General features: G+C 43.3%; 13 protein-coding genes and 1 pseudogene. 6 read left to right on the top strand and 8 right to left on the bottom strand.

All coding sequences use genetic code 11. The annotated features are described in order from the left end of the window. Positions 1-7 precede the first annotated feature (7 nt). From BVU_RS04435 to BVU_RS04425, 3 genes are all read left to right on the top strand, one after another. Entirely contained in the window at positions 8-646 is a 639-nt protein-coding gene (locus BVU_RS04435) for an O-methyltransferase (RefSeq protein ID WP_005844483.1), read from the top strand. Positions 647-719: 73 nt separating this feature from the next. Continuing rightward, complete coding sequence (gene rbfA / locus BVU_RS04430; protein WP_005844486.1) at positions 720-1,055, top strand: 30S ribosome-binding factor RbfA; 336 nt, start codon at positions 720-722, stop codon at positions 1,053-1,055. Positions 1,056-1,064: 9 nt separating this feature from the next. Beyond that, complete coding sequence (locus BVU_RS04425; protein WP_005844488.1) at positions 1,065-2,303, top strand: FtsX-like permease family protein; 1,239 nt, start codon at positions 1,065-1,067, stop codon at positions 2,301-2,303. Between the two features lie 386 nt (positions 2,304-2,689). On the opposite strand, the gene BVU_RS04420 is transcribed toward BVU_RS04425, so the two are convergent. From BVU_RS04420 to ribD, 8 genes and pseudogenes are all read right to left on the bottom strand, one after another. Further along, entirely contained in the window at positions 2,690-3,562 is an 873-nt protein-coding gene (locus BVU_RS04420) for a pyridoxamine kinase (protein ID WP_005844490.1), read from the bottom strand. Positions 3,563-3,618: 56 nt separating this feature from the next. Then, a complete protein-coding gene (gene murI, locus BVU_RS04415; RefSeq protein WP_005844493.1) occupies positions 3,619-4,464 on the bottom strand; it encodes a glutamate racemase in 846 nt (281 codons plus the stop codon). Between the two features lie 102 nt (positions 4,465-4,566). Continuing rightward, on the bottom strand, positions 4,567-5,070 hold the full coding sequence (locus BVU_RS04410; protein WP_005844495.1) for an OmpH family outer membrane protein: 504 nt from the start codon (positions 5,068-5,070) through the stop codon (positions 4,567-4,569). Between the two features lie 57 nt (positions 5,071-5,127). After that, positions 5,128-5,643: an OmpH family outer membrane protein gene (locus tag BVU_RS04405; RefSeq protein ID WP_005844497.1), complete on the bottom strand. Its 516-nt coding sequence runs from the start codon at positions 5,641-5,643 to the stop codon at positions 5,128-5,130. A gap of 20 nt (positions 5,644-5,663) precedes the next feature. Further along, positions 5,664-8,305, bottom strand: a pseudogene (gene bamA / locus BVU_RS04400) (outer membrane protein assembly factor BamA). 11 nt (positions 8,306-8,316) lie between these two features. Then, positions 8,317-9,048, bottom strand: a complete 732-nt coding sequence (locus tag BVU_RS04395) for an isoprenyl transferase (RefSeq protein ID WP_005844501.1) — start codon at positions 9,046-9,048, stop codon at positions 8,317-8,319. A gap of 33 nt (positions 9,049-9,081) precedes the next feature. Beyond that, entirely contained in the window at positions 9,082-10,479 is a 1,398-nt protein-coding gene (locus BVU_RS04390; protein ID WP_011964924.1) for a DUF6242 domain-containing protein, read from the bottom strand. Positions 10,480-10,606: 127 nt separating this feature from the next. Beyond that, entirely contained in the window at positions 10,607-11,659 is a 1,053-nt protein-coding gene (gene ribD / locus BVU_RS04385; protein WP_008666700.1) for a bifunctional diaminohydroxyphosphoribosylaminopyrimidine deaminase/5-amino-6-(5-phosphoribosylamino)uracil reductase RibD, read from the bottom strand. A 44-nt stretch (positions 11,660-11,703) separates the two neighbouring features. Between ribD and prmC the strand changes: the two genes are divergently transcribed. From prmC to BVU_RS04370, 3 genes are read left to right on the top strand one after another with little or no spacing between them, the layout of a single operon-like run. Further along, positions 11,704-12,540 (top strand): peptide chain release factor N(5)-glutamine methyltransferase, encoded by an 837-nt coding sequence (gene prmC, locus BVU_RS04380; RefSeq protein WP_008666701.1) that lies wholly within the window; start codon positions 11,704-11,706, stop codon positions 12,538-12,540. 1 nt (position 12,541) lies between these two features. Then, positions 12,542-13,027: a regulatory protein RecX gene (locus BVU_RS04375; protein ID WP_008666702.1), complete on the top strand. Its 486-nt coding sequence runs from the start codon at positions 12,542-12,544 to the stop codon at positions 13,025-13,027. Beyond that, complete coding sequence (locus BVU_RS04370; protein WP_011964923.1) at positions 13,008-13,703, top strand: ComF family protein; 696 nt, start codon at positions 13,008-13,010, stop codon at positions 13,701-13,703. Before BVU_RS04375 ends, BVU_RS04370 begins: the two co-directional genes overlap by 20 nt. Positions 13,704-13,778 lie beyond the last annotated feature (75 nt).

Here is a 13,778-nt window from a genome sequence, read left to right as displayed (position 1 = left end):
GATAGGAATGAAAGAAACGGACGCTATTGACGAATATATCCTTCAGCACATTGATGAAGAAAGTGATTATCTGAAGGCACTTTATCGCGATACGCACGTCAAGCTTTTACGTCCCCGTATGGCTTCCGGCCACTTGCAGGGACGTATGCTGAAAATGTTTGTGCAAATGATACGCCCCCGTCAGGTGCTGGAAATCGGGACTTACAGTGGCTACTCCGCACTTTGCCTGGCCGAAGGGTTGGAAGAGGGGGCCACGTTGCACACATTTGAGATAAACGATGAGCAGGAGGACTTTACACGTCCCTGGCTGGAAGGTTCGCCTTACGCCGGCAAGATTAAATTTTATATAGGTGATGCGCTGAAGTTGCTGCCTGGCATGAACATTACCTTTGATTTGGCGTTTGTAGACGGTGATAAGCGGAAGTATATTGAATATTACGAAATGGTACTGGAGAAATTATCACCCGGCGGATACATCATTGCCGATAACACATTGTGGGACGGACATGTATTGGAGGAACCGCATCATACAGATCTTCAGACTATTGGAATAAAGAAATTTAATGATTTGGTAGCTGCCGACAAACGGGTTGAAAAGGTGATTCTTCCCTTGCGCGACGGGCTGACAATCATAAGAAAATGTTGAATAATGTGCCAATAGGTTATGCTATGAACCGTATGGCATATTAACAAATTAGCAAACTGAATAATTATTAATTATGGAAACGACCAGACAAAATAAGATTTCTCGTTTGATCCAAAAGGAGTTGAGTGAGATTTTCCTGCTTCAGACCAAGTCCATGAATGGTGTTTTGGTGTCGGTAAGTGCTGTCCGCATCAGTCCCGATATGAGTATTGCACGTGTCTATCTCAGCGTGTTCCCTTCTGAGAGGAGCCAGGAAATAGTAAAGAATATCAATGATAATATGAAATCCATCCGTTATGAGTTAGGAACACGGGTACGCCATCAGTTGCGCATCATTCCCGAGTTGAAATTCTTTGTGGATGATTCATTGGATTATGCCGAACGTATAGACGAATTGTTGAAAAAGTAGAACCGGGCGGTGAATTTTCCCTTTTATATAGCGAAGCGTTATCTTTTTTCCAAGAAGTCGCACAATGCCATTAATGTCATTTCAGCCATTTCCGTCTGCGGAGTGGCTTTGGCTACATTGGCATTGGTATGTACTTTGTCTGTTTTTAACGGCTTCCAGGATCTGGTGGCTACTTTCTTTACGGCTTTTGATCCGGAGCTGAAAATTACGGCTGTCACCGGAAAGGTCTTTGACGGACAGGAAGCGCGTATAGAAGCTTTGCGCCGGATGCCGGAGATCGCTGTTTTTTCTGAGTCCTTGGAAGAGAATGCGATGGTTCAGTATAAGGGCCGTCAGACTATGGCGGTGATCAAGGGAATTGAGGATAATTTCGAGGATCTGACCGCTATTGACAGTATTCTTTTCGGCCGGGGGCAATTCGTGTTGCATGATGAAGTGGTGGATTATGCCATTCCCGGCATAGAATTGGTTTCCATCTTGGGAACGGGTATCAAATTCCTCGATCCGCTAGAGATTTATGCTCCCAAACGGGGAGCTAAAGTCAATATGGCCAATCCAGCTTCCAGCTTTAACTCTGCCGATTTATATTCCAGCGGCCTTGTGTTTGCGGTGAACCAACAGAAGTATGACTCTTCTTACATTTTGACTTCCCTCCAATTTGCCCGTAGGTTGTTCCAGTATGACACAGAAGTGAGTTCGGTAGAATTGAAATTGAAGCCGGATGCAGATGTAGGGAGTGTAAAATCGAAGATACAGAAAATATTGGGAGATGGTTTCCGGGTGCAGGACCGGTATGAGCAGCAAGCGGATACTTTCCGCATTATGGAGATAGAGAAGCTGATATCTTATATTTTCCTTACCTTTATCCTGATGATAGCTTGCTTTAATGTAATAGGCTCCTTGTCCATGCTGATTATAGATAAGAAGGCAGATGTAGTGACATTGCGCAATTTGGGGGCCAGCGACAAGCTGATCACGCGTATATTCCTGTTCGAGGGGCGTATGATTTCACTGATAGGTGCGGTGGTTGGTGTGATACTGGGGCTGATCCTTTGCTTTATCCAGCAGGAATTCGGATTGCTTTCGCTGGGAGGTGGTAATTCTGGCGGTAATTTTGTGGTGGATGCCTATCCCGTCAGTGTCCATGTATGGGATATTGTTATAGTCTTTGCCACTGTGCTGGTGGTGGGCTTTCTTTCCGTGTGGTATCCCGTGCGTTATCTCAGCCGCAGGTTGCTGGGCAGGTAATTTATTTATTATTGTTGATACGGCTGATGTTTGTCGGTTTGTACGGTACGGCTTGGCTGCTTTCTTTGTTTTTATTCTTTTCGTCTTTTGGCCTTATGGCTTTATCTGGTTAAGTCTTTTCTTCTTTGTGGTTAACCTTGTTTTACCTTATGGTTAAGCTCTTTTTTATGGTTGTGTACTATAGTCTCTTGCGGTGGTTTGTACAGTCTGATATAGTGGACTGTATAAACTCTTGCAGTAGACTGTACAGTCCACTGCCGGAGTCTGTAGTAGTTAACTGTATGATAAGGGTTAGCTATAAGGAAAAACGACCTTAATCGTCGGAGCAATAGGGCTTGGTACAAGCTTCTTTCCAGGGCGTTTCAGATCTTCTACTTTCAGGGTCCTCAAATCAATTCGTAGCTGCTCACCTGAATAGGCATATCCAGATTATGCAGCACCTTCTCCAGCAAAATGCCTTCCCGATTATCATATTCATAGCCGAAAGTGGCGCGGATGCCTTGAAGGATAAACTGTGTGGCGCGGTCCAAGGCGATAGGAAGACTGTCGCCTTGTATCAGTGAGCCGGTTATCACACTGGTAAATGTATCGCCTGTGCCGGGATAGTGTGCGGGCAGGTAGGGACACGTTACTTTCCAATAGCGGTTTCCCTGTCTGTCATAGGCGTAAACGGAAGTTTTGCGAGGATCTCCCTGTACGGGCACGCTGGTGATAATAACGATACCGGGGCCGTGCTCCGAAATTTCATGCAGGTAAGCTTTTAGTTCTTCGTCTGTATTCTCCGCTTTATAGGGTTTGTCCAGCAAATAGAACAGTTCGGTCATATTGGGCGTGATGACATCTGCTTTCCGGATGAGGTGACGCATTTCCAGAATCATTTGTTCGTCAAAGTTGGTATATAGCTTTCCGTTGTCTCCTAATACGGGATCTATCATGACCAGGCTGTCGGACTGGCGGAAATCATCAATGAACCCGGATACGATTTGTATCTGGCGGGGAGATCCCAAGTAGCCCGTATAAATAGCATCGAATTGTACGCCAAGTTGTTTCCATTCACTGATAATCTTGGGCATCTCGTCCGTGAGGTCCAAGAAAGAGAAGTGCGGGTATTGGGTGTGGCTGGATAATACGGCTGTGGGCAGAGGGCAGACTTGAAAGCCCATGGATGAGAGGATAGGGATAACGACGGTGAGGGATACGCGCCCTGCACCGGACAGATCGTGTACCGCAGCTATCTTCTTTACTTTATTTGTATACATATCTTCATGAATTAAGCGTTATGGATGGTATATATAACAGGTAAACCGGAAGAAAGTTATTCCAATGCTATGCTTTTTACCTTTATGTCTTGCCGGCCCAAGAAGATGGAAGCGGATTCCTCAAACTTGTTTTCGCTTTCTGTGGTGAGGAAGCGGCAGTTTCCTCCTTTATCGCAGCGTGCGTCCATTTCCGGATGGCGGTTTAAATAGTCTCGCAGGCTCCGGGCCACATATTCCCCTTGTGAAATGATGCGGATAGGTTCAGGCGTAAATTGCCTTATTTTATCCAGTAGCAGCGGATAATGGGTACATCCCAATATGATGGTGTCAATCATCGGATCTTTATCCAGCAGCCGGTTGATATGTTGTTTGACGAAATAGTCGGCTCCTTCCGATTGATATTCATTATTCTCTACCAAGGAGACCCACATGGGACAGGCTTCTCCTGTTACCACAATGTCGGGAGATAACTTATGTATTTCCAAAAGATAGGATTCGGATTTGATGGTACCGGCTGTGGCCAGTATACCTACGTGCCGGCTTCGGGTGATTTCTCCTATACATTCTGCTGTAGGCCGGATGACACCGAGTACTCTGCGGGTAGCGTCTATTACCGGAAGATTGATCTGCTGGATGGTGCGTAAGGCTTTTGCCGATGCTGTGTTGCATGCCAATATCACCAAAGGACATCCCAGTTCAAACAGTTTGCTTACGGCTTGCAGGGTAAATTCGTAAACAACTTCAAAAGAGCGCGGTCCGTACGGACAGCGTGCGCTGTCTCCCAAATAGATATAATCATACTCAGGCATCAGTCCGCGTATTTTGTCCAGAATGGTCAGACCGCCGTAGCCGGAGTCGAATACACCGATGGGACCGGTTGAAGGGAGGATAGATGGGATCATGGCAGTATAGCTATATAATACAGGCACGGATTACACGGATGTTCACGGTTCTGAAACCTGTGAAATCTGTGTAATCCGTGCCTGTAAAGGTCCTTAACTTAATTATTTGATTCCTACTTTAGCTTTGACAGCAGCAGTTACATCTGTAGACTGCGCTTCATTTACGTAGGGAATTTCTGTTCTGTTCAAATCGAAGATATAAGTATATCCACCTTCCTGGCCTACTGCTTTGATGGCGTCTTCAATTTTCTTGTAGATAGGTTCCATCATATCAGCGTATGATTTCTGCAACTGTTGTTGTGCATCTTGTTGGAACTGCATTCCTTTTTCCTGTAACTCCTGCAATTCTTTCTGGCGTCTTTCCTGAATGTTCTTAGGAAGGTTGGCTTGTTCCTGTTGATATTCAGTATATTTTTTGGTCAGTTCATCAGTTGCACGTTTCATTTCATCCTCGTATTGTTTCTGCATGGCTTGGATGTCGGTCTGGGCCTTTGTGAATTCCGGCATGACAGTAAGTACATCTGCGGATTTAATATGCCCGAATTTCTGAGCAAATACACTCATCGGAGCGATAAGTAAAAGTAGTAAAGCAATTTTTTTCAACATAGTTCTATTTTTTATTAGTTATTGCAAATTTGGATTATCGGTTGCAAATGTAGGAAATTAATTTGAATATCCTAATCTTGAGAGCACTTCATTGCTGATATCAATGCTTGGAGATGCGAAAATAATGCTTTGGGCGGAGCCTCTGTCCACTACTGCCGCATATCCTTTTTGCTCTGAAATCTGTTTTACCGCTTCATAGATTTTATCTTGAATTGGTGCGATCAATGCCTCTTGTTTTTTGGCCATTTCTCCTTCGGGACCGAAATATTTCTTTCTCAGTTCGGCTGCTTCCTTTTCTTTTGCTACAATCGCTTCTTCTCTTTGCGTTTTCTGTGCGGCCGACAGGGAAGCCGAGGCTTTCTGATATTCTTTATAAAGTGCTTCCGCTTCTTTTGCTTTTGCTTCCACCTCACTTTGATATTGTTGTGAAGCTTGATTCAGTTGGGTATTCGCCTGTTCGTATGCAGGAATATTCTTCAGGATATATTCCATATCAATCAAGGCGAACTTTTGAGCGCTGGCTGTGAATACACAAGCCACAAACAATAGAGATAATAGGATAGCCTTTTTCATAATCACATTGTTTTTAGTTATTAAAACTCTTGTCCCAGGATAAAGTGGAACTGGCTTCCACTATACTGGCTGGATCCGTTAATCTTGTCGAAACCGTATGCCCAGTCAATACCCATCATACCAATCATCGGCAGGAAGATACGGACACCGACACCTGCCGAGCGTTTCAACTGGAACGGATTGAATTTGCTTACATCTGTCCATGCGTTACCTCCTTCAATGAAGCCTAATGCATAGATACTGGTCGAATTTTCCAGCATCAACGGGTATCTTAATTCTGCACCTAAACGTACGTAAGCATAGCCTTCACTACCATAAGGAGTCAATGAACCGTTTTCGTAACCACGCAGTGCAATGGTTTCGGAAGCGTAGCTGGTGCTATATCCTGTCATACCGTCACCACCCATATAGAATGTTTCAAAAGGTGATTTCTTGTACTTGTTATAGTGACCCAGCAAACCGAACTCTGCACGTGTCATGATAACCGGACATTTCTGACCTCCTGTAAGAGCGGTATAGGTCTTTGATTTGAATTTCCATTTGTGGTATTCAATCCAGTTGAACATACTTGCCGCTTCATCATAATCATCTTTACCGTATACCGAGTAGTCCTTGTTACTGAACAATGAGTACGGAGGAGTCAGCTGTACGGAAGCCGAGAATTCAGAACCGCGACGCGGGAAAATCGGGTTATCCGTAGAGTTACGTGCCAAAGTCAGATTCAAACTCAGGTTGTTGCAATTACCGGTTGACATGTATTCTCCGTTGTTCAACTTGATATACAAGTAGCTCCAGTCTTTCAAAATAAAGCGCTGGTAAGAAAGTTCGGCTGACAAGGTAAAATAGTCATCCGGCCATCTCAAACGCTTACCCCAACCGATAGATGCTCCATACATCTGGATAGATTTATCGGGTCATAAAAAGACTCGTAGTTGTTATTATATCCGCCATAATAATTTCCATAACCGCTGTAATAATTGTAGTAATTATTCATATAAGCTGAGTTATAGTAGTTACTGCTGATATCTGTCTGTATGGAGTAGAAAGCCGAAACAGAGAATGAATTCGGACGTTTTCCGCCAAACCATGGGTCAAAGAACGATACACTATATGACTGGTAATAACTACCGTTGGTCTGTCCGCTGATGGTTAATGTCTGTCCATCACCCTGTGGCAGGAATCCGCGGTAGTTGTCACTCTTATGGAACAAGTTGGCCATAGAGAAGTTCGTGAACTTCAAACTTAATTTACCGATAACACCGGTCTGTCCCCAACCTGCCGAGAATTCTACCTGGTCGTTTGCTTTGGACTCCAGGTTCCAGTTGATGTCTACCGTACCGTTGGTCGGGTCCGGTTGTACATCCGGCTGGATATTTTCAGGGTTGAAGTGTCCCATTTGGGCTATCTCACGATAAGAACGTTCCAATGCTTCTTTGCTGAACAGGTCTCCCGGCTTGGTTCTTAACTCACGGCGTACTACGTTTTCATACAAACGGTCGTTACCGTTGATACGCACTTTGCTGATAGAGGCCTGAGGACCTTCCTGAATACGCATTTCCAAATCAATGGAGTCGCCGTCTATGTTTACTTCTACGGGGTCAAGGTTATAGAAAACGTATCCTTTATTATAGTAGTAGTTACCGATAGCATCTTCATCACCGGTCAGACGCTCGGTCATTAATTTCTGGTTATAAACATCTCCCTTTTTCATACGGAGCTGTTCGTTCAGCCAGTCCGAAGCATAAATGGTGTTACCTACCCAGGTCACGTTGCGCAGATAGTATTTGTCACCTTCTTCTATTTTCATGTACACGTCGACGGTACGGTCATCGTACGGAGAAACACTGTCCACAACAATTTGTGCGTCGCGGTAACCTAATTCGTTGTATTTGTCGATGATATGCTGTTTGTCTTCTTCGTATTTCTCTTCAATGAATTTTTTGGTACGGAAAAGGTTGACAAGTTTGTTTTTCTCATTCGTCTTCTTCATGACGCGTTTTAACTTCTTGTCACTTAACACGGTGTTGCCGTCAATGGTGATCTTGTGGACTTTCACCTTTTCTTTCTTGTCAATCATCACATCAACATCCACTTGGTCCTTATTGTCAGCCAAATCACGCTCTACGATGGTCACTTCGGCGTTTTTAAAACCTTTTTCATCGAAATGTTTCTTGATTAATATTTTAGCACGGTCTATCAAGTTGGGAGTAATCTGGCTTCCTTTTACCAAACCTAGTTTGGCTTCCAAATCTTCACGCTCGCTTTTCTTTACGCCGTGGTAACGAATGTCGGCAATACGTGGACGTTGGGCCAGGATGATTTTTAAATATATCTTGTCTCCAACAATTTTTTCAGCTAGGATTTGTACATCCGAGAACAGTCCGTGTCTCCAATAACGTTTTACAGCTGTGGTGATGTCATCTCCCGGAACAACAATGGTCTGTCCTACCGATAGTCCTGAAAGTCCGATCAATACATAATCTTCATAGTTTTTTACGCCTTCTACTTTGATTCCGCCGATTTCATACTTCTTGGGCGTTCCGGAATAAAGTATGACTGGATTGTCGTTTTCTTCTACGTTTGCTTCTTGGGCGTAACTGCCTGTTGAAAAGCAAAATAGGCATGTAAGCGTTAATAGTATAAGTGAAATACGATATAGCATTTTATCTAACTTTATATTTGTTCACTGGTTTTGCCGAAACGGCGTTCTCTTTTCTGATAATCATAAATGGCTTTGCAAAATTCTTCTTCGCGGAAGTCCGGCCAGAACGTTTCACAAAAATATAGTTCGGAATAAGCACATTGCCAAAGCAGATAGTTGCTAAGGCGGATTTCTCCTCCGGTACGTATAAGCAAATCCGGGTCGGGCATATAGTTTGTACTTAAATGTGCACTTATCAAATTGTCATCGATGTCCTCAATGGCTAGTTTGTCGTTTTGAATCTTGGCCGCTATTTGTCTTACCGCTTCTGTTATTTCCCATTTGGAAGAGTAGCTTAAAGCAAGTGTCAGACACATACCGGTATTGATTGAGGTGCGTTCAATGCATTGGTTCAATCGTTCCAGAACTTCTACCGGTAACTTTGCCGTATCACCGATAATGCGAAAACTGATGTTGTTTTTCATGAAAGTTTCTTCTTCAATGGAGTCCATCAGAAGACTCATCAGAGCAGCGACTTCATCTACCGGACGATTCCAGTTTTCGGTAGAGAAAGTATATAGTGTCAAGTATTTGACTCCCAGTCTAGCCGCTTCTTCTGCTATGATGTGTACAGTTTCTGCACCGGCTTGATGTCCGAAGCTGCGCGCCTGTCCACGTTGTTTAGCCCATCTTCCATTTCCATCCATTATAATGGCTACATGGGCAGGTATACGGCTTTTGTCTATTTGCTCTCTATATGGCATGTCGCAATCTATTTTATATGACTCTCTTTGACTTTATTCCTTGGAATCGAATCCCAACTTATTGATTCGTCCTCTCCATACTTCTCCGCTTCGGCTCCATATAATCCACAAGAAGTTATTCTTGTCTACAACATAAGAATAGTTGCCGTCTGCCTGGTTGTATAGATCAGTGAATTCTGTAGGGAAGAATACATATCTTGAAACAGGTTTCCATGTAACGCCTTGATCCGTTGATCCGTAGAATCGGCTGAAAGCGGGAATGTCCTTACCGAAACTTTTACCCGGACCACCGAAAGCGTATAATTGGTCGTTGTAATGAATCATGGCTATATTAGCCAGCTTGGGACAATAAAAACTATCGTATGCGGCTGTAGGATAATCTGCCCAACTGTCTTCTGTAGTCAGTCTGGTCCATACAGTAGAGGTCGTGTCGGTCGCAATGGGATTTTCTCCCATTAGTACCATACGGTCTATGAATTTATTGGTTACCAACGGGTAAGCTGTGTATGATAACTGATTTTTCGGGAAATTGGCCGGAACCTCGCCATTAGTATCCCAAACCAGAGCATCCGTGCTTTCCATAAAATGATTGTTGGTGTCTATGGCGTACAATTTGCAGTTATGTTCTGAATGAACACCGGCAATCAGCTTCTCGAATTTGGTGTTAGTGCCCATCTTGCTCCAGCTTTTTCCGTCAGAGGAGCAGTACAGGTCATTGTCGGCAAGTATGTATAATTGGTTTCCCCATGCCATGACAGAAGAATAGTCCGCATTTTGCATATTTTCAGGTAAAGCCTGTAAGGGCGTCCAGGTTTTTCCGTCATTGATGTGGGTGCTTGTAACAGCGGCGCCATTGTCTTGCTGTGCGAAAACATAAATATAATCCCCTAATGTGACTGCTTTCTGTGCTTGGATAGTGTTGTCGAAACTACTTCCTCTATGGCTCCACTGCAATGAGTCGGGAACTTGTTTATGTACATTAATCTCGGCTTTATAAATAGGTCCATAGACTCCGCTCATCGCCATAACTTTAAATTGGACAGGCTTTTCGAAATTCAAGGAGTCGGTATCATTCCACAACGAATCTTTGTCCTCAGCGACAATAAAAATGCCAATACCGTCTGATTTTATGCTGACTACGACTTTGCTGATGTCTGTACCGACTGGCAGGGAGTCTACGTTGTAGATATGTCTTGTGCCTTGGTCGATGGCAAAAGGGTATTTGGTACCATCAACGGTGAATGTCAGCGTTGTGTCTTTGCCATTAACCTTTTCGGTATATTGAGTTTCAATTTTATCTTTTATAGCAAAAGAGGTAATGCTTGATTCTGAACTATATTCTGTTTCTACTTCGTTGTCGTCCAAGCAAGATGTAATCATAAAAGCCGCAGCAAGCAGACTTGTGATGACAGTCAAAAACTTTATTTTCATTTGCAAATGAGTCTATTGTTACAAGTCGCAAAAGTAGGAAGATTTTTTTCTATATAGAAGTTTTGGGACAAGTTTTATATTAATTTATAGATAAACCAGCCCTTTTTCTCGGTCAATCAGCCACATTTTATCTTTGAATTTGTGAATGGACGGCATGCATTATTTCTCTTCCAAAGTATATTTTATTCAGTTTAAAGTGTTTTTTTTGAATAGAAGGTGCCTGTATTCCATTGTTTAAGCGTAGTGGAGCCTTTTCTATGAAGGCTTCATCCCATAAGCCGGAGTCTATGAAAGACTGTAATAAAATACTTCCGCCTTCTACTAGAAGTGATTGTATTTTTTTCTGATATAATACTTCCATTATTTGCGGCAGGATATCTTTGTTGAAATCCAACGATATGTATTCTGTTAATGCGTTTGGCTGACAGGGGGATTCCCGGGTAAACACGAATGTCTTTATTTTGCCGTTGAAAAGTTCCAAATCTCGGGGTAATGTCAATTCTTTATCTATTACCAGACGCACGGGATGCTTGCCGTACCAATTCCGGGTGGATAGGGAGGGATTGTCAAGTAATGCCGTGTGTCGTCCTACTAATATAGCGTCATGTTCAGCGCGTTTTTTGTGTACCAGCATGCTGGTCAGCGGATTGGAAAGTATGATCGGCTTTCCTCCTGTGCGGTTTATATCGATAAAGCCATCAGCGGATTCTGCCCACTTTAAGGTTATGTATGGGCGTTTGAGCGTGTTGAATGTTATGAAGCGTCTTATCAGGTGCCGGCATTCCTCTTCTAAGACGCCTACGGTTACTTCAATGCCGGCTTTGCGCAGTTTCTCGATGCCTTTGCCGGCTACTTGGGAATACGGGTCTATGCAGCCTATTACGACTTTGGGGATTCTCTTCTCTATAATCAGGTCGGCGCAGGGAGGGGTCTTTCCATAATGGGAGCATGGTTCCAGACTTACGTATATGGTTGATTCCTTCAAAAGATTTTCGTCTTTAACGGAACGTATGGCGTTTACTTCGGCATGTGCCTCTCCGCAACGGATGTGGTAGCCTTCTCCAATAATGGTGTCGTGATATACAATGACAGCACCTACCATCGGATTAGGGGCTGTGTTACAAAGTCCGTTGTATGCCAGTTGCAGGCAACGGGAAATATATTTTTCATCTTTTGTCATAACGATCTTGTTTAAATTCTTACTTTTGCATATAAAATGACACTATGAATCCTGTTGTATCTTACATAAAACAAACCTTGCAGGGATATTACCCTGATTCAGAACTTGTGCCTATGGCTAAATTGCTGCTTACACAAGTCTTCGGCATGTCTGTTGTTGAATTGTATGCAGGCAAAGATACTACTTTTTCGGTGAATGAGCGGAAACAGCTGGATGATATTCTGGTTCGTCTGCAAAAACTGGAACCTATTCAATACATAATAGGTACGGAAGAATTTTATGGCCTTACTTTTGAAGTGAATAAACATGTATTGATTCCACGTCCGGAAACAGGGGAGTTGGTAGACTGGATTATACGGGAGCATAAGTATGGTCGGGTTAGAATATTGGATATTGGTACGGGGAGCGGCTGCATCGCTGTCTCTTTGGCTAAGAATTTGGAAGAGGCGGAGGTCGTTTCATGGGATGTTTCAGAAAAGGCGTTGCAAGTTGCGGAACGTAATTGCAGGCGGAACGGCGTTCGTGTAATTCTTGAGCAAAGGGATGTGCTGCTTGCTTCTCCTGCAGGTGAGCGGTTTGATGTCATTGTCAGCAATCCACCTTATATTACAGAAAAGGAGAGGGCGGATATGAGTGCTAATGTCTTGGAATGGGAGCCGGAATTGGCTTTGTTTGTGCCGGATGATAGTCCGTTGCTGTTTTATCGGAAAATAGCAGAATTGGGTAGGGATATGCTAGTGTCTGGTGGAAGGCTTTATTTTGAAATTAATCAGGAATACGGTCGGGAAACGGTGGATATGTTGGCTGGTTTGGAATACAAAAATATAAAATTGAGAAAAGATCTCTTTCAAAATGATAGAATGATAAAAGCGGAGAAATAAGATGAAGGGAGAATTAAGTGAGAATGATTTGAGGTATAAGGCAGAAGCTTATTGCTCTTTAATGGAGCGTTGTGTAGCAGATGTAGAGGCTAAATTATCACAATGGGGAGCCACTCCGGAAATGATGGAGAAAATCGTTCGGCATTTGCAGGATGAGAGATACATTGACCAGAAGCGTTTTTGCTCGGCTTTTGTTCGCGATAAATATCGCTTTAACCAATGGGGCAGAGTGAAAATCTGCCAGGCTTTGCGCATGAAGAAAATCCCTGCGGATGTTATAGCCAAAGGATTGGAGGAGGTAGATGAGCGGGAATATATGGAGATACTATCTGGTTTGATCGAGCAGAAAAGAAGAAGTGTGAAAGCATGTACGGAATACGAACGGAATGGGAAATTGATTCGTTTTGCAGTTGGTAGAGGATTTGAAATGGAGGCTGTTTGCCGTTGTGTGAAACAAACCGGAGAAGATGATGTCTATCTGGACTGATCTTTGGAATTTATTTTTCCCTCATAGTTGTCTGCTTTGTGGGCGGCAGCTTATATCAGGGGAGAGAGTGCTTTGCTTGAGATGCTTGTCGGGGCTTCCGCGTACTCAATTTCATTTACGGAAAGATAATATTGTAGAATGTAATTTCTGGGGAAAAATACCGGTGGAGCATGCCACCTCTTTTCTTTATTATGCAAAGGGAGGAAATGTCCGACAGTTGTTGTACGAACTGAAATATCATGGTAATCAAGAAGTGGGTGAAGTGATGGGGCGGATGATGGCATCTGAACTTATGTGTTCTCATTTTTTTGATGGGATAGATTTGATTGTTCCTGTTCCGTTGCATCAACGTAAAAAACGTTTAAGGGGGTATAACCAAAGCGAATGCCTGGCAAGAGGAGTTTCGGTGGTGACAGGTATTCCTATGGATACTAAAGTTGTGATAAGAAGCAGGTATACTGACACACAGACGCATAAAGGACAATATGCAAGATGGGAAAACGTGCGAAATTTGTTTGCCTGTATTTTCCCTGATAGCTTGGAAGGAAAGCATCTTTTGTTGGTGGATGATGTGCTGACAACAGGGGCTACGGTTGTTTCTTGCGCTGATGCCTTTCGTGGCATACCCGGATTACGTATCAGTGTGCTTACTTTGGCATTGGCAGGGGAATCCTGATAACAACAACTATTTTTTAGAAAAATACCTTGTCCGATTTTTCATTATCTCGATGTATTTCTATATTTTTGCACA

This window comes from Phocaeicola vulgatus ATCC 8482 (assembly GCF_000012825.1).
GTDB lineage: Bacteria > Bacteroidota > Bacteroidia > Bacteroidales > Bacteroidaceae > Phocaeicola > Phocaeicola vulgatus.
This window is presented reverse-complemented; position numbering and strand designations above follow the sequence as displayed.

What these genes read in the sequence shown, in the direction of transcription:
- rbfA (WP_005844486.1), top strand. Translation starts at nt 720, where the DNA reads ATGGAAACGACCAGACAAAATAAGATTTCTCGTTTGATCCAAAAGGAG.
- ribD (WP_008666700.1), bottom strand. Translation starts at nt 11,659, where the DNA reads ATGACAAAAGATGAAAAATATATTTCCCGTTGCCTGCAACTGGCATAC.
- BVU_RS04410 (WP_005844495.1), bottom strand. Translation starts at nt 5,070, where the DNA reads ATGTTGAAAAAAATTGCTTTACTACTTTTACTTATCGCTCCGATGAGT.
- BVU_RS04390 (WP_011964924.1), bottom strand. Translation starts at nt 10,479, where the DNA reads ATGAAAATAAAGTTTTTGACTGTCATCACAAGTCTGCTTGCTGCGGCT.
- BVU_RS04375 (WP_008666702.1), top strand. Translation starts at nt 12,542, where the DNA reads ATGAAGGGAGAATTAAGTGAGAATGATTTGAGGTATAAGGCAGAAGCT.
- prmC (WP_008666701.1), top strand. Translation starts at nt 11,704, where the DNA reads ATGAATCCTGTTGTATCTTACATAAAACAAACCTTGCAGGGATATTAC.
- BVU_RS04370 (WP_011964923.1), top strand. Translation starts at nt 13,008, where the DNA reads ATGATGTCTATCTGGACTGATCTTTGGAATTTATTTTTCCCTCATAGT.
- BVU_RS04405 (WP_005844497.1), bottom strand. Translation starts at nt 5,643, where the DNA reads ATGAAAAAGGCTATCCTATTATCTCTATTGTTTGTGGCTTGTGTATTC.
- BVU_RS04420 (WP_005844490.1), bottom strand. Translation starts at nt 3,562, where the DNA reads ATGTATACAAATAAAGTAAAGAAGATAGCTGCGGTACACGATCTGTCC.
- BVU_RS04395 (WP_005844501.1), bottom strand. Translation starts at nt 9,048, where the DNA reads ATGCCATATAGAGAGCAAATAGACAAAAGCCGTATACCTGCCCATGTA.
- BVU_RS04435 (WP_005844483.1), top strand. Translation starts at nt 8, where the DNA reads ATGAAAGAAACGGACGCTATTGACGAATATATCCTTCAGCACATTGAT.
- murI (WP_005844493.1), bottom strand. Translation starts at nt 4,464, where the DNA reads ATGATCCCATCTATCCTCCCTTCAACCGGTCCCATCGGTGTATTCGAC.